Source organism: Pseudomonas sp. SST3 (assembly GCF_003325755.1).
Genome location: NZ_QORI02000003.1, coordinates 97,191 through 121,257, shown reverse-complemented (window position 1 = coordinate 121,257; position 24,067 = coordinate 97,191). Strand labels below are relative to the sequence as shown.

Annotated in this window: 19 protein-coding genes and 1 pseudogene; all 20 read left to right on the top strand. The window is 59.7% G+C overall.

Annotated features, from left to right (window positions below; genetic code table 11):
* The first annotated feature begins 40 nt into the window (after positions 1–40).
* Entirely contained in the window at positions 41–910 is an 870-nt protein-coding gene (tsf, locus tag DQ405_RS04180) for a translation elongation factor Ts (RefSeq protein ID WP_168423079.1), read from the top strand.
* Between the two features lie 194 nt (positions 911–1,104).
* Positions 1,105–1,848, top strand: a complete 744-nt coding sequence (gene pyrH, locus DQ405_RS04175; RefSeq protein ID WP_019342381.1) for a UMP kinase — start codon at positions 1,105–1,107, stop codon at positions 1,846–1,848.
* On the top strand, positions 1,845–2,402 hold the full coding sequence (gene frr, locus DQ405_RS04170) for a ribosome recycling factor (RefSeq protein ID WP_168423078.1): 558 nt from the start codon (positions 1,845–1,847) through the stop codon (positions 2,400–2,402). Before pyrH ends, frr begins: the two co-directional genes overlap by 4 nt.
* Positions 2,403–2,560: 158 nt before the next feature.
* Complete coding sequence (gene uppS / locus DQ405_RS04165; protein ID WP_168423077.1) at positions 2,561–3,322, top strand: polyprenyl diphosphate synthase; 762 nt, start codon at positions 2,561–2,563, stop codon at positions 3,320–3,322.
* Positions 3,316–4,131, top strand: coding sequence for a phosphatidate cytidylyltransferase (locus tag DQ405_RS04160; protein ID WP_168423076.1), 816 nt, complete (start codon positions 3,316–3,318; stop codon positions 4,129–4,131). Before uppS ends, DQ405_RS04160 begins: the two co-directional genes overlap by 7 nt.
* Positions 4,128–5,318 (top strand): 1-deoxy-D-xylulose-5-phosphate reductoisomerase, encoded by a 1,191-nt coding sequence (gene ispC, locus DQ405_RS04155; RefSeq protein WP_174824647.1) that lies wholly within the window; start codon positions 4,128–4,130, stop codon positions 5,316–5,318. The genes DQ405_RS04160 and ispC overlap by 4 nt, the downstream gene beginning before the upstream one ends.
* Positions 5,319–5,393: 75 nt before the next feature.
* Positions 5,394–6,746 carry an RIP metalloprotease RseP gene (rseP, locus tag DQ405_RS04150; RefSeq protein ID WP_168423075.1) on the top strand — a complete coding sequence of 451 codons (1,353 nt, stop codon included), beginning with the start codon at positions 5,394–5,396 and terminating at the stop codon, positions 6,744–6,746.
* A gap of 69 nt (positions 6,747–6,815) precedes the next feature.
* Positions 6,816–9,180 (top strand): annotated as a pseudogene (gene bamA, locus DQ405_RS04145) (outer membrane protein assembly factor BamA).
* 47 nt (positions 9,181–9,227) lie between these two features.
* The gene (locus DQ405_RS04140; RefSeq protein WP_158189454.1) at positions 9,228–9,731 is read left to right on the top strand and encodes an OmpH family outer membrane protein; all 504 of its coding nucleotides are present in this window, start codon (positions 9,228–9,230) and stop codon (positions 9,729–9,731) included.
* Positions 9,728–10,789 (top strand): UDP-3-O-(3-hydroxymyristoyl)glucosamine N-acyltransferase, encoded by a 1,062-nt coding sequence (lpxD, locus tag DQ405_RS04135; RefSeq protein ID WP_168423203.1) that lies wholly within the window; start codon positions 9,728–9,730, stop codon positions 10,787–10,789. The genes DQ405_RS04140 and lpxD overlap by 4 nt, the downstream gene beginning before the upstream one ends.
* A 96-nt stretch (positions 10,790–10,885) precedes the next feature.
* The gene (fabZ, locus tag DQ405_RS04130) at positions 10,886–11,326 is read left to right on the top strand and encodes a 3-hydroxyacyl-ACP dehydratase FabZ (RefSeq protein ID WP_168423074.1); all 441 of its coding nucleotides are present in this window, start codon (positions 10,886–10,888) and stop codon (positions 11,324–11,326) included.
* Entirely contained in the window at positions 11,323–12,099 is a 777-nt protein-coding gene (gene lpxA / locus DQ405_RS04125; RefSeq protein ID WP_168423073.1) for an acyl-ACP--UDP-N-acetylglucosamine O-acyltransferase, read from the top strand. Before fabZ ends, lpxA begins: the two co-directional genes overlap by 4 nt.
* A 1-nt stretch (position 12,100) precedes the next feature.
* Positions 12,101–13,234: a lipid-A-disaccharide synthase gene (lpxB, locus tag DQ405_RS04120; RefSeq protein ID WP_168423072.1), complete on the top strand. Its 1,134-nt coding sequence runs from the start codon at positions 12,101–12,103 to the stop codon at positions 13,232–13,234.
* Positions 13,234–13,875, top strand: coding sequence for a ribonuclease HII (rnhB, locus tag DQ405_RS04115; protein ID WP_168423071.1), 642 nt, complete (start codon positions 13,234–13,236; stop codon positions 13,873–13,875). The genes lpxB and rnhB overlap by 1 nt, the downstream gene beginning before the upstream one ends.
* 109 nt (positions 13,876–13,984) lie before the next feature.
* Entirely contained in the window at positions 13,985–17,506 is a 3,522-nt protein-coding gene (gene dnaE, locus DQ405_RS04110; RefSeq protein ID WP_168423070.1) for a DNA polymerase III subunit alpha, read from the top strand.
* Between the two features lie 183 nt (positions 17,507–17,689).
* Positions 17,690–18,640 (top strand): acetyl-CoA carboxylase carboxyltransferase subunit alpha, encoded by a 951-nt coding sequence (locus DQ405_RS04105; protein ID WP_168423069.1) that lies wholly within the window; start codon positions 17,690–17,692, stop codon positions 18,638–18,640.
* A 168-nt stretch (positions 18,641–18,808) separates the two neighbouring features.
* Complete coding sequence (gene tilS / locus DQ405_RS04100) at positions 18,809–20,128, top strand: tRNA lysidine(34) synthetase TilS (protein ID WP_168423068.1); 1,320 nt, start codon at positions 18,809–18,811, stop codon at positions 20,126–20,128.
* A gap of 140 nt (positions 20,129–20,268) precedes the next feature.
* Positions 20,269–21,900, top strand: a complete 1,632-nt coding sequence (locus DQ405_RS04095; protein WP_168423067.1) for a CTP synthase — start codon at positions 20,269–20,271, stop codon at positions 21,898–21,900.
* Entirely contained in the window at positions 21,897–22,742 is an 846-nt protein-coding gene (kdsA, locus tag DQ405_RS04090; protein ID WP_045161301.1) for a 3-deoxy-8-phosphooctulonate synthase, read from the top strand. Before DQ405_RS04095 ends, kdsA begins: the two co-directional genes overlap by 4 nt.
* Positions 22,743–22,775: 33 nt before the next feature.
* Entirely contained in the window at positions 22,776–24,065 is a 1,290-nt protein-coding gene (gene eno, locus DQ405_RS04085; protein WP_168423066.1) for a phosphopyruvate hydratase, read from the top strand.
* Positions 24,066–24,067 lie beyond the last annotated feature (2 nt).

Below are 24,067 nucleotides of genomic sequence, written 5' to 3'. Positions count from 1 at the left end.
GAGGGCATGATCGAAAATCGAATCGAGAGGATTTGCGAACATGGCAGAGATCACTGCAGCCCTGGTTAAAGAACTGCGCGAGCGCACTGGCCAAGGCATGATGGATTGCAAAAAGGCGCTCACCGCTGCTGGCGGCGACATCGAGAAAGCCATCGATGACATGCGTGCTGCTGGCGCCATCAAGGCAGCCAAGAAAGCAGGCAATATCGCTGCTGAAGGCGCTATTGCGGTCAAGGTTGCCGACGATAACAAGCGTGCCGTGATTATCGAAGTCAACTCGCAGACCGACTTCCTGGCCCTGCAGGACGACTTCAAGAATTTCGTCAGCAGCAGCGTTGAGAAGGCCTTCGCCGAGAAGATGACCGATGCCGCTCCGCTGATCGCCGCTCAGGAATCCGATCGTGAAGCGCTGGTCGCCAAGTGCGGCGAGAACGTAAACATCCGTCGCCTGACCTCCGTCGAGGCTGATCTGGTAGGTTCCTACCTGCACGGTCATCGTATCGGTGTTCTGGTAGCCCTGAAGGGTGGTAGCGTCGAGCTGGCGAAAGAAATTGCCATGCACGTAGCGGCCAGCAATCCTCAGTTCCTCGATCCATCGCAGGTTTCCGAGGAAGCGGTTGCCAAGGAGAAAGAGATCTTCCTGGCGCTGAACGAAGACAAGATCAAGGGCAAGCCTGCCGAAATCGTCGAAAAGATGGTGGCTGGTCGCATCAGCAAGTTCCTTGCAGAGGCAAGCCTGGTCGAGCAGGCATTCGTCAAGGATCCGGACGTCAAGGTTGGCGATCTGGCGAAGAAGGCCGGCGCTGAAATCGTTTCCTTCGTTCGTTACGAAGTAGGTGAAGGCATCGAGCGCGGTGAGGTCGACTTCGCTGCTGAAGTTGCCGCTCAGGTCGCCGCCACCAAGCAATAAGACGCTTCTGCTGTCCTCGAAGAGGCTGCCCGCTCACGCGTGCGGCCTCTTTGTCGGACTGGAGGGCGGAAATGTTTTTTTGCCACGCTATAGTCACCGCCTGGCACCAACTCGTGACTGCGCTGTCATAGCGCAGTATTTTCTGGCCGCAACGCCAGCTTAGTCATACAAACGCCGCAGGAGAGACAACGCCAATGGCTCAGCAGATGAGTGCACGCAATCCCCGCTATAAACGCATTCTGCTCAAATTAAGTGGCGAAGCCCTGATGGGGTCGGAAGACTTCGGTATCGATCCTAAAGTACTGGATCGGATGGCCTTGGAAGTCGGGCAGTTGGTAGGGATAGGTGTGGAGGTTGGCCTGGTCATTGGCGGCGGTAACCTGTTCCGCGGGGCGGCGCTTTCTGCAGCCGGTATGGATCGGGTCACTGGCGACCATATGGGTATGCTGGCGACCGTCATGAACTCGCTGGCCATGCGCGACGCCCTGGAGCGCTCGAATATTCCTGCGCTTGTCATGTCGGCAATTTCCATGGTCGGCGTGACTGACCATTACGATCGTCGCAAGGCGATGCGTCACCTCAAGAGCGGTGAAGTGGTGATCTTTTCCGCTGGTACCGGCAACCCGTTCTTCACTACCGATTCGGCTGCGTGCCTGCGCGCCATCGAGATTCATGCTGACGTCGTGCTCAAGGCCACCAAGGTTGATGGCGTCTACACCGCAGACCCATTCAAGGATCCAAATGCCGAGAAGTTCGAGCAGTTGACCTATGATGACGTGCTTGACCGCAAGCTGGGCGTCATGGATCTGACCGCCATCTGTCTGTGTCGCGACCACAACATGCCGCTGCGGGTGTTCAACATGAACAAGCCCGGTGCCCTGCTCAATATCGTGCTCGGCGGCGCTGAAGGAACCCTGATCGAGGAACAGAACCAATGATCAACGAGATCAAACAAGACGCCCAGGAGCGCATGAAGAAAACCCTGGAATCCCTGGGGCATGCATTCGCCAAGATTCGTACAGGCCGCGCCCATCCAAGCATTCTCGATGGTGTGATGGTCTCCTATTACGGTAGCGACACTCCGCTGCGTCAGATCGCCAACGTGGTCGCGGAAGACTCGCGCACCCTGGCGTTGACGGTATTCGATAAAGGCATGATCCAGGCGGTGGAAAAAGCCATCATGACCTCTGATTTGGGCCTGAATCCGGCTACTGCCGGCACCACTATCCGCGTTCCGATGCCGGCGCTTACCGAGGAAACACGCAAGGGCTACACCAAGCAGGCGCGTGCCGAAGCCGAAAATGCTCGTGTCGCGGTGCGTAACATCCGCCGCGATGCCATTGCGCAACTCAAGGACCTGGTCAAGGAAAAGGAAATCAGCGAGGACGAGGAACGCCGTGGCCAGGACGACGTTCAAAAGCTGACCGATAAGTACGTTGCGGAAATCGACAAGGCGCTTGAAGGCAAGGAAAGCGATCTGATGGCCGTTTGATGGTGCTGTACCGGACTTCGTCCGTACTGCTCACGTCGGAGTGCGCCGATCCTGCTGGGACCGAGGCGCGAGGGGCTAACCAGTCGTACCCCCGGGAATTGCTGTCGGCAGTTTCTCCCATTGTTCGCAGCGTGATTGAGCGCAGGTAGAGTCGTTTCATGGAAAAGGTCAGGCAGATCGCCGGAGGGAATGTACCCCGTCATGTCGCAGTCATCATGGATGGCAACAACCGCTGGGCAAAACGGCGTCTTTTGCCTGGTGTCGCCGGGCACAAGGCGGGTGTCGATGCGGTGCGAGCTGTCATCGAGGTTTGTGCCGAGGCGGGTGTAGAGGTATTGACGCTGTTCGCGTTCTCCAGTGAGAACTGGCAGAGGCCGGCCGAGGAGGTCGGTGCGCTGATGGAATTGTTCCTGACCGCGCTGCGTCGAGAGGCGCGTAAGCTCAACGAGAACGGCATCAGCTTGCGAATCATCGGTGATCGTTCGCGCTTCCATCCGGAGCTGCAAGCCGCGATGCTCGAGGCCGAAGGAATGACGGCAGGAGCCGGCCGTTTTGTGCTTCAGGTTGCCGCCAACTACGGCGGTCAATGGGACATTGTCCAGGCTGCGCAGCGGATGGCTCGCGAGGCGCACAGCGGCCGCCTCAATCCTGACGAGATTACACCGGCACTATTCCAGAGCTACCTCGCCACTGGCGATATGCCGTTACCGGATCTTTGCATTCGTACCGGTGGCGAGCGCCGCATCAGTAATTTCCTACTGTGGCAGCTGGCCTATGCCGAGCTGTATTTTTCTGACCTGTTCTGGCCGGATTTCAAGCACGACGCCATGCGCACCGCTCTGGCCGATTTCGCCAAGCGGCAACGGCGTTTCGGCAAAACGGGTGACCAGGTCGAGACAGAGGTTCGTGCCGAATGTTGAAACAACGAATCATCACCGCCGCCATTCTGTTGCCGATAGCGCTGATCGGCTTTTTTCTTCTCGAAGGTCTCGCATTCGCCATCTTCATTGGCATTGTGGTGGTTCTGGGCGGCTGGGAATGGGCGCGCCTGGCCGGGTTTGCCGGTCAGTTCGCGCGAGTCGGCTATGCGCTGATCATCGCCCTGCTGCTAGCGACGCTGTATCGACTGCCCGTACTTACCGCCTGGGTGCTCCCGCTCAGTGTCGTTTGGTGGTTGGCAGCAACGGCGCTGGTGCTCGGTTATCCAGGCAGTCAGCGGCATTGGGGTGGGCGCCTGGGCAGCCTGGTCATCGGTCTGTTAATACTGCTTCCTGCCTGGCAGGCATTGGTGATGCTCAAGCAGTGGCCCGAAGGCAACTGGCTGATCGTTGCGGTCATGGTGCTGGTCTGGGCTGCCGATATTGGTGCCTACTTTTCTGGCAAGGCCTTGGGTCGCCGCAAATTGGCGCCTCAAGTCAGTCCGGGCAAGAGCTGGGAGGGTCTGATTGGTGGTCTGATTACCAGCCTGCTGATTACCCTTGGCGTCGGCATCTACCGAGGATGGTCGCCACGGGAGCTGGTACTGGCGCTTTTCGGCGCCGCGCTGGTCGTGGTGATTTCGGTCGTGGGAGACCTCACCGAGAGCATGTTCAAACGCAGTTCGGGCATCAAGGACAGCAGCCAATTGCTGCCTGGGCATGGTGGTGTGATGGATCGTATAGATAGCCTGACTGCTGCGGTGCCTGTGTTCACCGTTCTGCTGTGGCTCGCCGGTTGGGGTAGTTGGTGAGCAGCCCTTTGCAGATAACGGTCCTTGGCGCGACCGGTTCCATTGGTTTGAGTACGCTGGACGTCATTGCTCGCCATCCCGAGCGATACCAGGCCTTCGCGCTCACGGCACATAGTCGAATTGCGGAGTTGCGCGCTCTTTGTCGCTTGCATCGTCCCCGTTACGCCGTGGTGGCTGATAGCGACAGGGCGCACGAGCTTCAATACCAGCTTGACGGCGATGGGGTCAAAACGCGCGTGCTGGTCGGTGAGGGTGGGTTGAGCGAGGTCTCGGCTCACCCCGAAGTCGATGTGGTCATGGCGGCGATCGTCGGTGCTGCGGGGTTGCGTCCGACCTTGGCGGCCGTCCAGGCCAGCAAGCGTGTGTTGCTGGCTAACAAAGAAGCGTTGGTCATGTCCGGCGCGTTGTTCATGCAGGCGCTGCGTGACAGCGAGGCGGTGTTGCTGCCCATCGACAGCGAGCACAACGCGATATTTCAGTGCTTGCCTGGTAACTATTCGCAGGGGCTCGGCAGCGTAGGGGTCAGGCGAATTCTCCTTACAGCCTCCGGCGGGCCATTCCGTCAGATGCCGTTGGAACAGCTCTCAACCGTGTCTCCCGATCAGGCCTGCGCGCACCCGAACTGGTCCATGGGGCGCAAGATATCCGTTGATTCAGCCAGCATGATGAACAAGGGGCTCGAGCTCATCGAGGCGTGCTGGCTGTTCGATGCGCGTCCGGACCAGGTCGAGGTGGTCATTCACCCACAGAGCGTCATCCACTCCATGGTCGACTACATCGATGGTTCGGTTCTGGCGCAGCTGGGCAACCCCGACATGCGCACCCCGATTGCGCATGCGCTGGCCTGGCCGGAGCGAATCGATTCCGGGGTATCGGCGCTCGATCTGTTGCAAACGGGGCGCCTCGATTTCGAAGCGCCTGACCAGCAGAGGTTTCCCTGTCTTCGCATTGCCCGGCAGGCTGCTCAAGACGGCGGGACAGCCCCGGCAATGCTCAACGCGGCCAACGAGGTGGCGGTGGATGCGTTCCTCTCTGGTCGCATCCGCTTCACCGAAATCGCGAGTATCATCGAGGACGTTCTGGATCAGGAAGCATCGGTTCCTGCGCGTTGCCTGGCAGATGTGCTGGCCGCCGATTCGCAGGCTCGCACGCTGGCGTCGCGCTGGTTACACCATCGCGATCGCTAGCGGCTTGATGGTACGAGGCTTCAGGGTCGTCGGTGTCGGCTTCCCCTAAACAGGCCTTTCGGGGCAGAGGAATATATGGGCGCGCTGTACATGATCATCGGCACCCTCGTGGCGCTGGGTGTGTTGGTAACCTTTCACGAGTATGGCCATTTCTGGGTCGCGCGCCGTTGTGGTGTCAAGGTGCTGCGCTTCTCTGTAGGCTTCGGGCGTCCATTGTTGCGCTGGCATGATCGCCAAGGCACCGAATTCGTCCTTGCTGCGATCCCGCTCGGTGGCTACGTGAAAATGCTCGATGAGCGTGAGGGGGATGTCCCGCCGGCATTGCTGGAGCAGGCATTCAATCGCAAGTCGGTCAAGCAGCGCTTCGCCATCGTGTCTGCCGGGCCACTGGCCAACTTCCTTCTTGCTCTGGTGTTCTTCTGGGCACTGGCGATGCTTGGCACTGATCAGGTCCGGCCTGTGGTTGGCGCCGTCGAGGCTGGTAGCCTCGCCGAGCGCGCCGGGCTGATGGCGGGGCAGGAAATCGTCGAGATCAACGGCAAGCCCACATCTGGTTGGGCAGAGGTCAATCTTCAGCTGATCAGACGTCTTGGCGAAAGTGGCTCGCTCGAAATGCTCGTGCGCGAAGGTGACGGTGATCAGGTTCAGCGGCTGCAGCTGGAGCTGAACGATTGGCTGAAAGGTGCCGAAGAGCCGGACCCGATCGGCTCTCTGGGTATTCGACCCTGGCGCCCGGAAATCGCCCCGATCGTCGCACAGTTGGACCCGGAGGGGCCTGCTCAGGCTGCGGGCGTACGTCTTGGTGATCGTTTGGTCAGCCTCGATGGCGAGCCGCTGAACGAATGGCAGGAAGTCATTGATCGTGTCAGGCCACTGGGCGGCCAGTCTGTACCGCTGGAAGTCGAGCGTGATGGGCAGATTATTCAGTTGCCTGTGACCCTGGCCCAACGTGGCGACGGCAATCAGCGTCGGGGGTATCTGGGGGCGGGGGTCGCGGGCGCCGAATGGCCGGAAGAAATGCTTCGAAATGTCAGCTACGGGCCGGTTGAGGCTGTCGGCGAAGGGCTCCGTCGCACCTGGACGATGAGCGTTCTGACGCTCGATTCATTAAGAAAAATGCTCTTCGGTGAGCTCTCGGTAAAAAACTTGAGCGGCCCGATAACCATTGCTAAAGTGGCGGGCGCTTCTGCACAGTCCGGCGTGGGCGACTTTCTCAACTTCCTCGCCTACCTGAGCATTAGCCTTGGAGTACTCAATCTATTGCCTATCCCGGTCCTGGATGGTGGGCATCTGCTCTTCTATTTGGTCGAGTGGGTCCGTGGACGTCCCTTGTCGGACAGGGTCCAGGGCTGGGGAGTACAGATCGGTATCAGCCTGGTTGTTGGGGTGATGCTGCTTGCGTTGGTCAACGACCTTGGCCGCCTTTAATCGCCATATACCTTGATGTCGCCGCGCCAAGCGCAGGTTCAATTATCAGGTTTGAAAAGAAAGGACTTCATGAAACGTCTGCTGCTACCTGCGGTGATTTCCGCACTGATGATTGCCGAAGTTCACGCCGAGTCCTTCACCATCTCCGATATACGAGTCAATGGCCTGCAACGCGTTTCAGCGGGCAGCGTCTTTGGCGCCTTACCGTTGAATGTCGGGCAGGCAGCCGATGACAGCCGTCTGGTAGACGCGACCCGTGCCCTGTTCCGCACCGGTTTCTTCGAGGACATTCAGCTCGGTCGCGAAGGCGATGTGCTGGTGATCAACGTGGTCGAACGCCCGTCGATTTCCGGGATCGAGATCGATGGCAACAAGGCAATCAAGACCGAAGATCTGCTCTCCGGTCTGCAGCAGTCGGGTCTCGCCGAGGGTGAGATCTTCCAGAGGGCCACACTCGAAGGTGTGCGTAATGAGCTGCAGCGCCAGTACGTCGCGCAGGGTCGTTACTCTGCGACCATCGAAACCGAGGTGGTTCCTCAGCCGCGCAACCGTGTCGCGCTGAAGATCAATATCAACGAAGGTTCCGTTGCGTCGATCAAGCACATCAATGTCGTCGGCAATTCTGTCTTCCCGGACGAAGACCTGACCGATCTGTTCGAGTTGAAGACCAGCAATTGGCTGTCATTCTTTCGTAACGATGATAAGTACGCTCGCGAAAAGCTGTCCGGTGACCTTGAGCGCCTGCGCTCTTACTATCTGGATCGCGGCTACATCAACATGGATATCACCTCCACCCAGGTATCCATCACGCCGGACAAGAAGGACGTCTACGTCACGGTCAATATTGCCGAGGGCGATCGTTACACCGTCAGCGAAGTCAAACTGAGCGGTGATCTGAAAGTGCCACAGGAAGAGCTGCAGTCGTTGCTACTGGCGAAAGAAGGTCAGGTTTTTTCACGCAAGGTCATGACCACTACCTCGGAACTGATCACCCGGCGTCTGGGCAATGAGGGTTACACCTTCGCCAACGTCAACGGCGTGCCGGAAACCAACGACGAAGACAACACCGTTGCGATCACCTTCGTGGTCGATCCGGGCAAGCGGGCCTATGTCAATCGCATCAACTTCCGCGGCAATACCAAGACTGAAGACGAAGTGCTACGTCGGGAGATGCGGCAGATGGAGGGTGGCTGGGCATCGACCTATCTGATCGACCAGTCCAAGACCCGCCTCGAGCGTCTGGGTTTCTTCAAGGAAGTGAACGTCGAAACCCCGCAGGTGCCCGGCACCGACGACCAGATCGACGTGAATTACAGTGTCGAGGAGCAACCGTCCGGTTCAATCATGGCGAGCATTGGCTTCGCCCAGAACGCTGGTCTGATTCTCGGTGGCTCGATCAGTCAGAACAATTTTCTGGGGACCGGTAACCGTGTCAGCCTGGGATTGACTCGCAGCGAATACCAGTCACGTTACAACTTTGGTTTCGTCGATCCCTACTGGACCGAAGACGGTGTCAGTCTGGGCTACAACGCCTTCTATCGCACCACCGATTACGATGAGCTCGACTATGACGTGTCCAGTTATTCGGTCGATAGTCTGGGTGGTGGCGTCAACATCGGCTATCCGATCAGCGAGACGTCGCGGCTGTCGTTTGGCTTGTCCGCTCAACAGGACACCATCGACAGTGGTCGCTATACGGTCGATGAGATCTTCGATTTCATGGAGGAGGAGGGCGACAGTTATCTCAAACTTCAAAGCCTCTGTGGGCTGGTCGGAATCCACCTTGAACCGTGGGGTACTGGCGACGCGCGGGCACTCGCAAAGCCTTTCATTTGAAACCACTATTCCGGGCAGCGACCTGTCGTTCTACAAGCTCGACTACAACGCGCAGCTATTCGTGCCGGTAACCAAGAGCTACACCATGCGCCTGCATACTCAGCTGGGCTATGGTGATGCCTACGGTTCGACCTCCCGACTGCCTTTTTACGAGCATTACTATGCGGGCGGTTTCAACTCGGTGCGCGGTTTTGAAGACAGCAGCCTTGGGCCGCGTAGTACACCGAGTCGCGGCGAGTCGGTTACAGGCAATGAGGGAACCATTGCAGATCCAGATCAGGATGCGTTGCCTTATGGTGGTAACGTGTTGATCCAGGGTGGGGTCGAGCTGCTGTTCCCGATGCCGTTCGTCAAGGACCAGCGTTCGCTGCGCACTTCGGTGTTCTGGGATGTCGGTAACGTCTACGATACGAACTGCCCTCCGGAATCGGACAAGTGCAGCGATATCGATATCGGCGACGTGGCCAGCTCGGTTGGTGTCGGCCTGACCTGGATCACAGCCATGGGGCCCTTGAGTTTCAGCCTGGCGATGCCGGTCGTGAAACCGGACGAGGCAGATACCCAGGTCTTCCAGTTCTCGCTGGGCCAAACTTTTTAATCATCTGGGGCGATGCTCCAGCGCATTCCTGAAGAGTGGTATATACCGTGCGTAAGTTGACTCAATTGCTTGTTGTTGCCGCTGCTCTAGTGGCGACCCCCGCGTTCGCTGAAATGAAGATCGCGGTAATGAACTATCAAATGGCGCTGCTCGAATCAGACGCCGCCAAGCGTTACTCAGTCGATGCGGAGAAGAAGTTCGGTCCGCAGCTGGAGAAACTCAAAGGGCTTGAGAGCGACGCCAAGCGCATCCAGGACCGTCTGGGCAAGGACGGCGATAAGATGCAGCAGGCCGAGCGCGAGCGTCTCGAGCTGGAATTCAAACAGAAGGCTCGCGACTTCCAGTTTCTGTCCAAGGAACTCAACGAGTCCAAGGCTGCGGCTGATCGCGACATGCTCAAGCAGCTCAAGCCCAAGCTGGACAAGTCCGTGGAAGACGTCATCAAGAAGGGTGACTACGATCTGGTGCTCGAGCGCGGCGCGGTGGTTGATGTCAAGCCGCAATACGACATCACCCGCCAGGTCATCGAGCGCATGAATCAGCAACGCTGATGAGCAGCGTTGTCTACACGCTCGGCGATCTCGCCGAGCAGCTAGGGGCTGAGCTGCGCGGTGATTCCGCGATGCGGGTGTCCGGGCTGGCAACGCTTCAGGATGCCGGTCCTGAGCAGCTGAGCTTCCTGGCCAATGCTCAATATCGAAAATTCCTCGCTACCACGCAGGCCGGCGGTGTCCTGCTTACGGCCAAGGATGCCGAGGGCTATGCGGGCACTGCGCTGGTCGTTGCCAATCCCTATCTCGCCTATGCGCGTCTCTCGCATCTGTTCGAGACGCGGCCGCGGGCACCCATCGGTATTCATCCCAGCGCCATCGTTGACCCCAGTGCCGAGATCGATCCCAGCGCCAGGATCGGCGCTCAGGTGGTAATCGAGGCTGGCGCCTGGATTGGTCCCGATGTGGAAGTCGGCGCTCAATCCGTAGTCGGCGCGCGAAGCCGTGTCGGTGCTGGCGGCCGATTGGCGGCTCGCGTGACGCTGTGCCATGACGTGGTCATCGGTGAGCGCGTAGTCATTCAGCCCGGTGCGGTGATCGGCGGCGAGGGCTTCGGTTTCGCCAACGAGCAGGGCAGTTGGGAAAAGATTGCTCAGCTCGGCGGTGTGCGCATAGGTGACGACGTCGAGATTGGCGCCAACACCACTATCGATCGTGGTGCGATATCCGACACGGTGATCGGGAACGGCGTGAAGCTGGATAATCAGATCATGATCGCCCACAACGTTCAGATCGGTGATAACACCGCCATGGCCGGTTGTTCGGGGGTTTCCGGCAGTACCAAGATCGGCCGCAACTGCATGATTGCCGGCGGCGCCGGGCTCGTTGGTCATATTGAGCTCTGCGATAACGTATTCGTTACCGGGATGACTATGGTCACCAGATCGATCACCGAGCCGGGTAGCTATTCTTCGGGGACGGCCATGCAGCCTGCTGCAGAATGGCGCAAGAGTGCGGCTCGGATTCGTCACCTCGACGATATGGCTCGTCGCCTACAGCAAGTGGAAAAACGCCTGGCTTCCGTGACCCCATGCGGGGATACGTCTTCTGATGCCTGACCCTATCGTCTGATTGCCCTGCTAGAGGCGTCACCATCGGGTTGCGCGGTGTGATGCCGTGTTGGCTCTCATAATCCTTACGGGCTTTTTCTTCATATGATGGACATCAACGAGATTCGCGAGTACCTGCCCCACCGCTATCCTTTCCTGCTGGTGGACCGGGTGGTGGAGCTGGATACGGAAGCCAAGCGAGTTCGCGCCTATAAGAACGTCACGATCAACGAGCCGTTCTTCAATGGTCATTTCCCACAGCACCCGATCATGCCAGGCGTCTTGATCATCGAAGCCATGGCACAGGCGGCCGGGCTGCTCGGTTTCAAGATGATGGGTGCAAAGCCAGCCGATGGGACGCTCTATTATTTCGTCGGATCGGACAAGCTGCGCTTCCGTCAGCCGGTCGTGCCGGGGGATCAGTTGATTCTCGAGGCCTCGTTCATCAGCGCCAAACGTGGAATCTGGAAGTTCGATTGCCGCGCAACGGTCGATGGCAAGCCGGTGTGCTCTGCCGAAATTATTTGTGCGGAACAGAAGATATGAATTTGATCGACCCTCGCGCCATCGTCGATCCGGCGGCCCGGCTGGCGGATGACGTCCAGGTCGGACCCTGGTCGATCATCGGCCCGGACGTCGAGATAGCCGAGGGAACGGTGATCGCGTCTCACGTGGTCATCAAGGGGCCGACCCGCATCGGCCGGCACAATCGAATTTTCCAATTCTCGTCGGTGGGCGAGGATACGCCGGACCTCAAGTACAAGGGTGAGCCGACGCGCCTGGTGATCGGCGACCATAACGTGATCCGCGAAGGGGTGACCATTCATCGCGGTACCGTGCAGGACCGAAGTGAGACCACCATTGGTGACCACAACCTGATCATGGCCTATGCACATATCGGTCACGACAGCGTAATCGCCAACCATTGCATCCTGGTGAACAACACTGCGCTGGCGGGGCACGTGCACGTTGGCGATTGGGCGATCCTGTCGGGCTATACCCTGGTCCATCAGTATTGCCACATCGGTGCGTACAGCTTTTCGGGGATGGGGACCGCCATCGGCAAGGACGTCCCAGCGTTCGTCACGGTGTTCGGCAACCCGGCCGAGGCACGCAGCATGAACTTCGAAGGCATGCGCCGTCGTGGCTTCAGTGACAAAGCCATTTTGGCCCTGCGCAACGCCTACAAAATCGTCTATCGCAAGGGTCTGACAGTCGAGGCCGCCCTGGCTGCACTCGCCGCCGATGCTCAGGTATTCCCAGAAGTGGCACTGTTCCGGGACTCGGTGCAGGCGTCGAACCGCGGTATCACGCGCTGATATGTCCAGGCCGCTGATAGTCGCGCTGGTGGCCGGTGAAGCGTCCGGCGATATCCTCGGTTCAGGATTGATGCAGGCGCTCAGGGCGCAGCATCCCGATGTCGAGTTCATCGGCGTTGGTGGTTCCCGAATGGAGCAGCAAGGCCTCAAATCCTATTTCCCGCTGGAGCGTCTTGCGGTGATGGGGCTGGTAGAAGTACTCGGTCGACTGCCGGAGCTTCTGGCCCGCCGCAAGCGATTGCTCAAAGCCTTGCTCGATGTCCGTCCCGACGTTTTCATCGGCATCGACGCGCCGGATTTCAATCTGGACCTGGCGCTCAAGCTACGGCGCAACGGTATCAAGACCGTGCACTACGTCAGCCCCTCGGTGTGGGCCTGGCGGCAGAAGCGCGTACTGAAGATCCGTGACGCCTGCGACCTGATGCTCACGCTGTTTCCCTTCGAGGCGAAATTCTACGATGCCCACCGGGTGGCGGTGCGTTTCGTTGGCCATCCGCTGGCCGATACCATCCCGCTGGAGCCTGATCGTGCCGCGGCACGGACTGCGCTGGACCTGCCGCAGGACGGTTTGATCGTGGCGCTGATGCCGGGCAGCCGGGGAGGTGAAGTGGGCCGTCTTGGCGAGCTCTTTTTAGCCGCTGCCGATCGGCTGCGTTCGATGCGCCCGGGCATTCGTTTCGTCGTGCCCTGCGCCAGCCCGGAACGCCGCGCGCAGCTGGAGCAGATGCTGGTGGGACGGGATCTGCCGCTGACACTGCTCGACGGACGTTCCCATGAGGCGCTGGCTGCCTGTAATGCGGTGCTGATTGCCTCCGGCACCGCGACGCTCGAGGCCCTGCTGTACAAGCGGCCGATGGTCGTGGCCTATAGCGTCGCGCCGCTGACCTTCCGTATCCTCAAGCGTATGGTGAAAAGTCCATACGTGGCCCTGCCCAATCTGCTCGCCCAGCGCCTGCTGGTGCCGGAGCTTCTGCAGGACGCGGCGACTCCGGAGGCGATGGCGCAGCTGCTGTCGCCCCTGCTGGACAATGGCGATATTCAGACCGAGGGCTTCGATGCTATTCATCGAACCCTGCGCTGTGATGCGTCGAGTCAGGCCGCCAGCGCGGTACTCGAATTGGTTGGGGCGAACTGATGCAGATGGGACTGGATTTCAACCTGGTTGAAGAGCTGGTTGCCGGAGTCGATGAGGTCGGTCGCGGACCGCTTTGCGGACCTGTGGTCACGGCTGCGGTGATTCTTGATCCGCGACGTCCCATCGAAGGGCTCAATGACTCGAAGAAACTGACCGAAGCCCGGCGTGATGCCTTGTTCGATGAAATCTGCGAGAAGGCGCTGGCCTGGTGCATCGCTCGCGCCGAGGTGCACGAGATCGACCAGCTGAACATTCTGCACGCTACCATGCTGGCGATGCAGCGTGCGGTTGAAGGCCTGGGCGTGACGCCGCGGCTGGCGCTGATTGATGGTAATCGCTGCCCGCAGCTCGCGGTGCCTAGCGCTCCGGTGATCCAGGGAGATGGTCAGGTGCCGGCAATCGCCGCCGCGTCGATCCTGGCCAAGGTTAGCCGTGACCGGGAGATGTGTGCCCTGGATCTGTGCTATCCCGGTTACGGCCTCGCGGCGCACAAGGGTTATCCAACGCCGAATCATCTGGAAGCGCTGCAGCGCCTTGGCCCAACGATCATCCACCGTCGGTCGTTTGCCCCAGTCCGCAATCTGCTGGAACAGGCCGCCCTGACCGACTCGGTCAGCGTCACGGTTGCCTTACCGGTCTGAATCAGCGCGCCCCATTTTCAGGTGACGCAACCCACAACCGGCTGCCTTAATCACCCAGGCTTTCCGGTACAATTGCCGGCTTGTCGTTTCGCCAGCCCAAGGTTCGTTCATGCCCGTCTCCTTCGTCCATCTCCGCCTGCATACCGAATATTCCCTGGTCGACGGGCTGGTGCGCGTCAAGCCTCTGGTCAAATCGGTTGCAAGTGCAGGCATGCCGGCGGTGGCTGTCACGGATCAGAGCAACATGTGCTCGCTGGTCAAGTTCTATAAGGCCGCTCAGGGAGCCGGGATCAAGCCGATCTGTGGGGCCGATATCTGGCTCGCCAGTCGTGACGAAGATGGCCCGCTCAGCCGCATGACGCTTCTGGCGATGAACAGCAAGGGTTACCGGAATCTCACCGAGTTGGTGTCGCGTGGCTGGACCGAGGGGCAGCGCAACGACCAGATCATCATCGAGCGTGACTGGGTCAAGGGCGCTGCCGAAGGCCTGATCGCGCTATCCGGCGCCAAGGAAGGAGAGATTGGTCATGCGCTGCTCGACGGCGAAGAAGCGCTGGCCGATGCGTTGCTGGACGAGTGGCAGACGGTCTTCCCGCAACGCTTCTATCTCGAAGTGCAACGTACCAGCCGCGTCAATGACGAAGAGCATCTGCATGCCGCCGTCGCGCTGGCGCAACGTTGCGGCGTCCCGTTGGTTGCGACCAACGACGTGCGTTTCATCAAGCAGGAGGATTTCGAAGCTCACGAAACCCGTGTCTGCATTGGTGAAAGCCGGACCCTCGACGACTCGCGGCGGCCGCGCAACTATTCCGATCAGCAATATCTGAAGACGCCGGAGGAAATGTGGGAGCTGTTCAGCGACCTCCCCGAGGCGCTGGAAAACACCGTCGAGATCGCCCGGCGCTGCAACATCGAAGTGCAGTTGGGTACCTACTTCCTGCCCGATTTCCCAGTGCCAGACGGCATGACCATGGACGAGTACTTCCGCAAGGTCTCGTTCGACGGGCTCGAGGAGCGGCTCGAGGTATTGCTGCCCAAGGACACGCCCGACTATGAGGCGAAGAAGCAGGTCTATGTCGACCGGCTGAATTTCGAGCTCGATATCATCATTCAGATGGGCTTCCCCGGTTACTTCCTGATCGTTATGGACTTCATCCAGTGGGCGAAGAACAACGGGGTTCCGGTGGGGCCGGGACGGGGATCGGGTGCCGGTTCGCTGGTGGCCTACGTGCAGAAGATCACCGATCTCGACCCACTGGCCTATGACCTGCTGTTCGAACGCTTCCTCAACCCGGAACGGGTCTCCATGCCCGACTTTGACGTCGACTTTTGCATGGACGGCCGCGATCGCGTCATCGATTACGTCGCCGAGAAGTACGGCCGCAACGCGGTCAGCCAGATCATCACCTTCGGCACCATGGCGGCCAAGGCGGTGGTACGAGACGTGGCGCGGGTGCAGGGCAAGTCCTATGGGCTCGCCGATCGGCTGTCGAAGATGATTCCGTTCGAAGTCGGCATGACCCTGGAAAAAGCTTATGAGATGGAAGAACCGTTGCGGGACTTCCTGGCGGTCGACGAAGACGCCAGGGAAATCTGGGACATGGCGCTCAAGCTCGAAGGCATCACCCGAGGAACGGGCAAGCACGCCGGCGGTGTGGTAATCGCGCCGACCAAGCTGACCGATTTCGCGCCGATTGCCTGCGATGACGAGGGCGGCAGCCTGGTTACCCAGTTCGACAAGGACGACGTTGAACAGGCTGGCCTGGTCAAGTTCGACTTCCTCGGTTTGCGTACCCTGACCATCATCAAGTGGGCGCTGGAAACCATCAACCGGGAGCAGGCGCGCAAGGGCCTAGAACCGGTCAACATCGATTTCATCCCGCTGGATGACAAGGCGACCTATTCGCTGCTGCAGAAAGCCGAGACCACGGCGGTCTTTCAGCTTGAATCGCGCGGTATGAAGGAGCTGATCAAGAAGCTCAAGCCGGACTGTCTGGAAGACCTCATCGCTCTGGTGGCGCTGTTCCGTCCCGGCCCGCTGCAGTCGGGCATGGTGGATGACTTCATCAACCGAAAGCACGGTCGCGCGGAAATTTCCTATCCGCACTCAGACTACCAGTACGAAGGCCTGAAGCCGGTCCTGGCGCCGACCTACGGCATCATCCTGTATCAGGAACAGGTGATGCAGATCGCTCAGGTAATGGGCGGTTATACCCTTGGCCAGGCAGACATGCTGCGCCGCGCCATGGGTAAGAAGAAGCCTGAGGAGATGGCCAAGCAGCGCGGCGGCTTCATCGAGGGCTGTGCCAACAACGGTATCGATGCCGACCTGGCGGGTAACATTTTCGACCTGGTGGAAAAGTTTGCCGGTTATGGCTTCAACAAGTCTCACTCGGCTGCCTACGGCCTGGTGTCCTACCAGACCGCCTGGCTCAAGGCGCATCACCCGTCGCCCTTTATGGCTGCGGTGTTATCGGCGGATATGCATAACACCGATAAGGTGGTCACGCTGATCGAAGAATGCCGCAGCATGAAGCTGCGCATTGATGCGCCAGACGTGAACAACTCCGAGTTCAAGTTCACCGTGAGTGACGAAGGCCGGATCATCTATGGCCTCGGTGCAATCAAGGGCGTGGGCGAGGGGCCGGTGGAGGCTATCTGCGAATGCCGCAACGAGGGTGGGCCGTTCAAGGACCTGTTCGATTTCTGCAGCCGCGTCGACCTCAAGCGAATCAACAAGCGCACCCTGGAAGCTTTGATCCGCGGCGGTGCGCTGGACCGCCTTGGCCCTTATTTTTCCGACGAGCCCAAGGCCTATCAGGCCAACATCGATCGCAACCGAGCGGTGCTGCTATCGGCTATGGAAGAGGCCATCCAGGCGGCCGAGCAGACCGCTCGCAGCCTCGATAGTGGTCACGCGGATCTGTTCGGTGGGTTGTTCGCCGAGCCGGAAGCCGACGTCTACGCCAACCACCGCAAGGCGCGGGAGTTGTCACTGAAAGAGCGCCTCAAGGGTGAGAAGGACACCCTTGGGCTTTACCTGACCGGCCACCCGATCGATGAATATGAAGGTGAAGTACGCCGCTTCGCCCGTCAGAGGATCATCGATCTGCGCCCAGCACGAGGCGAGCAGACCATCGCGGGGCTTATCGTCAATCTCCGTGTTATGAAGAATAAGAAAGGCGACAAGATGGGCTTCATTACTCTGGATGACCGCTCCGGGCGAATCGAGGCGTCGCTGTTTGCCGAAGCGTTCAATAGTGCACAAGCGCTACTGCAGACCGATGCACTCGTGGTGGTGGAAGGCGAGGTTAGCAACGATGATTTTTCGGGTGGCCTGCGCTTGCGTGCCAAACGGGTGATGAGTCTCGAAGAGGCGCGCACCGGGCTGGCTGAAAGCCTGCGAGTGAAGGTCGCTGGGGAAGCGTTGAAAGGTGATCGGGTACGCTGGCTGGCCGATGTTTGTGGGCGCCACCGTGGCGCCTGCCCAATCACGCTGGAATATACCGGCAGCGACGCGCGGGCCTTGCTGCAGTTCGGCGAGAGCTGGCGGATCGATCCGGCCGATAACTTGATTCAGGCATTGCGTGACCAGTTCGGGCGCGACAACGTCTTTCTGCAATACCGATAGCGGGACGTAGCGGATATTCGCCAATGACGGCGTAGTCCGATGACGCCCCGAACTGGCCCGATCTTGGATCGGGCCGTGATTGCGAACATTTTGTTCGACCTGAATGCGTCCGTCCCGTAAGGTAGGGCGCAAAAAACGGAACAGCTTCCCGGCCGCCTGGCCGTCGACGCATGACGGATGCCTATGAACCCGAATTTTCTCGATTTCGAACAGCCGATCGCCGACCTGCAAGCCAAGATCGAAGAATTGCGCCTGGTTGGTAACGACAACTCGCTGAATATTGGCGATGAAATTGCTCGCCTGCAGGACAAGAGCGAGTCGCTCACCGAGAGCATCTTCGGCAATCTCACCAGCTGGCAGATCGCCCGCCTGGCTCGCCACCCGCAGCGCCCCTACACACTGGACTACATCAACCATCTGTTCACCGAATTCGAAGAACTGCATGGCGACCGCCACTTCTCCGATGATGCCGCGATCGTTGGTGGTACGGCTCGCCTGAATGGTGAGCCGGTCATGGTGATCGGTCATCAGAAGGGCCGCGAAGTCCGCGAAAAGGTTCGCCGTAACTTCGGCATGCCGCGCCCGGAAGGCTACCGCAAGGCTTGCCGTCTGATGGAAATGGCCGAACGTTTCAAGATGCCGATCCTCACCTTCATCGATACCCCCGGCGCCTATCCGGGCATCGATGCAGAAGAGCGCAATCAGAGCGAGGCGATCGCCTGGAACTTGCGTGTCATGGCGCGCCTGAAGACGCCGATCATTGCCACGGTAATTGGTGAGGGCGGGTCGGGTGGTGCGTTGGCCATCGGCGTCTGCGATCAGCTGAACATGCTTCAATATTCCACCTACGCGGTAATTTCGCCGGAAGGCTGCGCCTCGATTCTCTGGCGTACTGCGGACAAGGCGCCGGAAGCGGCCGAGGCCATGGGCGTTACGGCCGAGCGCCTGAAAGATCTTGGCATCGTTGACAAGGTGATTTCCGAGCCGCTGGGCGGAGCTCACCGCAACCCGGCGGTGACCGCTGCCTCTTTGCGCGACGAGTTGACCGCTCAACTCGACATGCTCAAGGGGCTCGATACCGACGCCTTGCTCACACGTCGCTATGAGCGCCTGATGAGTTACGGCATCGCCTGATATCTCGTCTGGGCCATAAAAACGGCGGACCTCCGCCGTTTTTTGTGCTTGTAGAAAAGGCGCGTTAACGACAGTTCTATGAAGTCTTCAGGTGGGTGCTGGGATCGATCTGCTTGCGCCTGTCGTTCCGGTTTATGCTGATGTTCGTATTTTCGGAGCTGCTGACCGATGTCCCTCGAGTCTCGCCTGCTTGACGCGTTGCAACCCTGGCGTACCGCGCCGCGCTGGCGCGTGGCATTTTCCGGGGGGCTCGACTCGACGGTGCTACTGCATCTGTTGGCGCGGCTATCGGCTTGCGAGCCACTCCCACCGATAAGTGCGATCCATGTTCATCACGGGCTGCAGTCTGTTGCTGACAGCTGGCCAGCACATTGTCGGTCTGTCTGCGAAGGGCTGGGCATCGAGCTGCAAGTCGTGCGCGCTCAAGTCGAACCTGGATCTAGCCTCGAGCGCGCGGCCCGAGAGGCTCGTTATGCCGCATTCATCGAGCAGCTGAGCGCCGCTGAGGTGCTGCTCACTGCCCAGCATCGAGACGATCAGGCTGAAACCTTGCTCTTTCGTCTGCTGCGCGGCGCAGGCGTGCGCGGGCTTACCGGCATGCCTGAAGCGCGAGCGCTGGGCGGAGGCTGGCTGGTTCGACCTCTGCTGGATGCCGGGCGCGAAGAATTGGATGCCTATGCCCACGAGCAGGGGCTGGTCTGGATAGACGATCCGAGCAATCAGTGCACCGATCACGCGCGAAACTACCTTCGGCATCGGGTCATGCCGGTACTGCAGCACCGCTGGCCGAGAGCCTCGGGCAACATGGCACGCGCGGCTGCGCACCTTGGGGAGGCGCAGCACTTGCTGAGCGAGCTGGCCGAGATGGATCTTCGGCAAGCACAGTCGGGAGGTCGTCATCCCTGGCTAGCCCTGCCGAGCCTTTCCCTGCCTTCATTGAAGGCGCTCAGTCCCGCCCGCCAACGCAATGCTTTGCGGCATTGGCTGGCAGATTGGACGATGCTTCCCGATAGCGATCATTGGGCCGGCTGGGAAGTGTTGCGTGACGCTGCCACTGATGCCGCGCCGGTCTGGCGGTTGGCTGCTGGCGAGCTGCATCGGGCCGATGAGCTCATCTGGTGGCTGTCCGGGCCCTGGCTGGTGGCCCCCGAAGCAATGGTCGACTGGCTGCGGCCGGATAGCGACCTGCAGCTGCCGGGAAATGGCAGCCTGCGCCTGACGGGCTCTGCCGGTGAGGGTCCGCTGCAAGTGCGTTATCGCCGGGGTGGAGAGTTGCTGAAACTGCCTGGGCGCGGGAAGCGCGATCTCAAACGATTGCTCAACGAGGCGAGAGTCCCGGGCTTCGTCCGCTCACGCCTGCCGTTGCTCTACCGTGATGGCGAACTCATTGCCGTGGCCAATCTACCTCAGCTGAATGTCCAGGCATTGTCACTGATCTGGACGCCGCCGGCCGACGCCAGGTTTGAGCTGGAGGGGTCTTTCAAGTAGACTACGCTCCCGTCCCAATACAGCTTCTGCGGCTTTCTTCGAAAACCGTGGCAGTTACGCTATTGCCGCCTTAGGCGCGATGGCACCTTCGCTTTTCCCCGGCGGCGCTGGCCGCTTAACGCAGACTTCTAGGGTTTTTCATGACGCGCTACATCTTCGTCACGGGTGGTGTTGTTTCTTCATTGGGGAAAGGCATCGCCTCGGCTTCATTGGCGGCCATCCTGGAGGCGCGGGGCCTGAAGGTCACGATGCTCAAGCTGGACCCTTATATCAACGTCGATCCGGGCACTATGAGTCCGTTCCAGCACGGTGAGGTGTTCGTCACCCATGACGGCGCCGAAACCGATCTCGACTTGGGTCATTACGAGCGGTTCATCCGCACACGTATGACCCAGAACAACAATTTCACCACCGGTCGCGTCTACGAGGACGTGCTGCGTCGCGAGCGACGTGGCGATTACCTGGGTGCGACCATTCAGGTCATTCCGCACATTACCGATGAGATCAAGCGCCGGATCATCAAGGGCGCCGGCGATGCCGACGTGGCGCTGGTCGAAGTGGGCGGTACCGTTGGCGATATCGAATCGCAACCCTTCCTCGAGGCGATTCGCCAGCTGCGGGTGGAAGTGGGCGCCAAGCGCGCCATGCTGATGCATCTGACACTGGTGCCCTACATCGCCACCGCCGGCGAGACCAAGACCAAGCCGACCCAGCATTCGGTGAAGGAGCTGCGCTCCATCGGCCTGCAGCCCGATGTGCTGGTATGCCGCTCCGACCGGTCGATCGATGTTTCCTCGCGGCGCAAGATCGCGCTGTTCACCAACGTCGAAGAGCGGGCAGTGATCAGCCTGCCGGATGCCGATACCATCTACAAGATCCCCGGCATTCTGCATGCGCAAGGGCTGGACGATTATGTTGTCGAGCGATTCGGACTGGAGTGTGGCGGTGCCGATCTTTCCGAGTGGGATCGGGTGGTCGATGCCAAGCTGAATCCTGAGAAAGAAGTCAATATCGCCATGGTCGGCAAGTACATGGAACTTCTGGATGCTTATAAATCTCTCATCGAGGCAATGAGCCACGCTGGCATCCAGAGCCGTACCAAAGTGAACCTTCGCTATATCGACTCCGAAGACATCGAAAATCAGGGCACCGGTCTGTTGGAAGGCATGGACGCGATCCTGGTTCCAGGTGGTTTCGGACTGCGCGGCGTGGAAGGCAAGATCGCAACCGTCAAGTACGCCCGCGAACACAAGATCCCTTACCTGGGTATCTGCCTCGGCATGCAGGTTGCGGTGATTGAGTTCGCACGTGATGTGCTCGGCTGGACGGATGCCAACTCCACCGAGTTCGACAAGGACAGCACGCATCCGGTCGTCGGTCTGATCACCGAGTGGGCGGATGCCGCCGGCACCGTTGAAACCCGTACCGATACCTCCGATCTAGGCGGCACCATGCGTCTTGGCGCGCAGGAGTGTGGGCTCGAGGCGGGCTCCAACGTATTCGCTTGCTACGGCAAGGAGCGCATCGTCGAGCGCCACCGTCATCGTTACGAGGTGAATAATACCCTGCTGCCACAGCTGCAGGCCGCCGGCCTGAAGATTACGGGTCGCTCTGGCGATGGCGCATTGGTTGAAGTAGTCGAGGCGCCGGATCATCCGTGGTTCGTGGCTTGTCAGTTCCATCCCGAATTCACCTCCACACCGCGCGACGGGCATCCGCTGTTCAGCGGTTTCGTCAAGGCGGCGTTGGACCACAAGGCGAGCAAGGCATGAGCCAGAAGACCATCCGCGTCGGCAATATCGAGATCGCCAATGACAAGCCGTTCGTGCTCTTTGGTGGCATGAATGTGCTGGAGTCCCGCGACCTCGCGCTGCAGATCTGCGAAACCTACGTGAAGGTCACCGAGAAGCTGGGGATTCCGTACATCTTCAAGGCCAGCTTCGACAAGGCCAATCGCTCCTCGATCAACTCCTTCCGCGGCCCAGGCCTGGAAGAGGGCATGCGTATCTTCGAAGAGGTGAAGAAGACCTTTGGCGTGCCGGTGATCACGGACGTGCACGAACCCTATCAGGCGCAGCCGGTCGCCGAAGTCTGCGACATCATTCAGCTGCCGGCTTTCCTGTCGCGCCAGACCGATCTGGTGGTGGCCATGGCCAAGACCGGTGCGGTGATCAACATCAAGAAAGCCCAGTTCCTCGCACCGCAGGAAATGAAGCATATCCTCGCCAAGTGCGAAGAAGCCGGCAACGATCAGCTGATTCTTTGCGAGCGCGGTTCATCCTTCGGTTACAACAATCTGGTTGTCGACATGCTCGGCTTCGACATCATGAAGCGCATGCAATACCCGGTGATCTTCGACGTTACTCATGCGCTGCAGATGCCTGGTGGTCGTGCCGATTCGGCTGGCGGTCGCCGCGCTCAGGTCACAGACTTGGCCAAGGCCGGCCTCAGTCAGGGACTAGCGGGGCTGTTCCTCGAAGCACACCCTGATCCGGACAACGCCAAGTGCGATGGCCCTTGCGCCTTGCGTCTGGACAAGCTCGAACCTTTCCTCACCCAGCTCAAGCAGCTGGATGATCTGATCAAGAATTTTTCGCCAATCGAAACTGCTTGAAGCCTTGAAGCTATCTACGGAGTGTTAATAAAAATGGCAAAGATCGTCGACATCAAAGGGCGTGAGGTTCTGGATTCCCGTGGCAACCCCACCGTGGAAGCGGACGTTATCCTGGATAACGGCATCATCGGCAGCGCCTGCGCGCCGTCCGGTGCTTCCACCGGTTCCCGCGAGGCGCTGGAACTGCGCGATGGCGACAAGAGCCGTTACATGGGCAAGGGTGTGCTGAAAGCTGTCAGCAACATCAACGGCCCGATCCGTGATTTGCTGCTGGGCAAAGACCCGCTGGATCAGAAGGCGCTGGACCGCGCCATGATCGAGTTGGATGGCACCGAAAACAAGGCGTCGCTCGGTGCCAATGCGATTCTCGCCGTGTCCCTTGCGGCTGCCAAAGCCGCCGCACAGGATCAGGATCTGCCGCTGTACGCACACATCGCCAACCTCAACGGCACGCCCGGTCAGTACTCCATGCCAGTACCGATGATGAATATCATCAATGGCGGCGAGCACGCCGACAACAACGTCGACATCCAGGAGTTCATGGTGCAGCCGGTCGGCGCCAAGACGTTCGCCGATGCCCTGCGCATGGGCGCCGAGATCTTTCATCACCTCAAGGCTGTGCTTAAGGCGCGTGGCCTGAGCACCTCGGTGGGTGACGAAGGTGGTTTCGCACCGAACCTGGCATCCAACGAAGACGCCTTGGCGGCCATTGCTGAAGCCGTAGCCAATGCTGGCTACAAGCTCGGCGACGACGTCACCCTGGCACTCGATTGCGCCTCCAGCGAATTCTTCGAGAACGGCAAGTACGATCTGGCCGGCGAAGGCAAAGTGTTCGATGCCGCCGGTTTTGCCGATTACCTGGCCGGGTTGTCCGAGCGCTACCCGATCATTTCCATCGAAGACGGCATGGACGAGTCCGACTGGGACGGTTGGAAGGTCCTGACCGACAAGATCGGCAGCAAGGTTCAGCTGGTTGGCGATGACCTGTTCGTGACCAACACCAAGATTCTCAAAGAAGGTATCGAAAAGGGCATCGGTAACTCGATCCTGATCAAGTTCAATCAGATCGGTTCGCTGACCGAAACTCTGGAAGCCATCCAGATGGCCAAGGCGGCTGGCTACACGGCGGTGATTTCGCACCGTTCCGGCGAAACCGAAGACAACACCATCGCCGACCTGGCGGTCGGTACCGCCGCAGGCCAGATCAAGACTGGCTCGCTGTGCCGCTCGGATCGCGTCTCCAAGTACAACCAGCTGCTGCGCATCGAAGAGCAGCTCGGCGGGAAAGCAGCCTACAACGGCCGTGCCGAGTTTCGCGGCTGATA

What these genes read in the sequence shown, in the direction of transcription:
- tsf (WP_168423079.1), top strand. Translation starts at nt 41, where the DNA reads ATGGCAGAGATCACTGCAGCCCTGGTTAAAGAACTGCGCGAGCGCACT.
- pyrH (WP_019342381.1), top strand. Translation starts at nt 1,105, where the DNA reads ATGGCTCAGCAGATGAGTGCACGCAATCCCCGCTATAAACGCATTCTG.
- frr (WP_168423078.1), top strand. Translation starts at nt 1,845, where the DNA reads ATGATCAACGAGATCAAACAAGACGCCCAGGAGCGCATGAAGAAAACC.
- uppS (WP_168423077.1), top strand. Translation starts at nt 2,561, where the DNA reads ATGGAAAAGGTCAGGCAGATCGCCGGAGGGAATGTACCCCGTCATGTC.
- DQ405_RS04160 (WP_168423076.1), top strand. Translation starts at nt 3,316, where the DNA reads ATGTTGAAACAACGAATCATCACCGCCGCCATTCTGTTGCCGATAGCG.
- rseP (WP_168423075.1), top strand. Translation starts at nt 5,394, where the DNA reads ATGGGCGCGCTGTACATGATCATCGGCACCCTCGTGGCGCTGGGTGTG.
- fabZ (WP_168423074.1), top strand. Translation starts at nt 10,886, where the DNA reads ATGATGGACATCAACGAGATTCGCGAGTACCTGCCCCACCGCTATCCT.
- lpxA (WP_168423073.1), top strand. Translation starts at nt 11,323, where the DNA reads ATGAATTTGATCGACCCTCGCGCCATCGTCGATCCGGCGGCCCGGCTG.
- lpxB (WP_168423072.1), top strand. Translation starts at nt 12,101, where the DNA reads ATGTCCAGGCCGCTGATAGTCGCGCTGGTGGCCGGTGAAGCGTCCGGC.
- rnhB (WP_168423071.1), top strand. Translation starts at nt 13,234, where the DNA reads ATGCAGATGGGACTGGATTTCAACCTGGTTGAAGAGCTGGTTGCCGGA.
- dnaE (WP_168423070.1), top strand. Translation starts at nt 13,985, where the DNA reads ATGCCCGTCTCCTTCGTCCATCTCCGCCTGCATACCGAATATTCCCTG.
- DQ405_RS04105 (WP_168423069.1), top strand. Translation starts at nt 17,690, where the DNA reads ATGAACCCGAATTTTCTCGATTTCGAACAGCCGATCGCCGACCTGCAA.
- tilS (WP_168423068.1), top strand. Translation starts at nt 18,809, where the DNA reads ATGTCCCTCGAGTCTCGCCTGCTTGACGCGTTGCAACCCTGGCGTACC.
- DQ405_RS04095 (WP_168423067.1), top strand. Translation starts at nt 20,269, where the DNA reads ATGACGCGCTACATCTTCGTCACGGGTGGTGTTGTTTCTTCATTGGGG.
- kdsA (WP_045161301.1), top strand. Translation starts at nt 21,897, where the DNA reads ATGAGCCAGAAGACCATCCGCGTCGGCAATATCGAGATCGCCAATGAC.
- eno (WP_168423066.1), top strand. Translation starts at nt 22,776, where the DNA reads ATGGCAAAGATCGTCGACATCAAAGGGCGTGAGGTTCTGGATTCCCGT.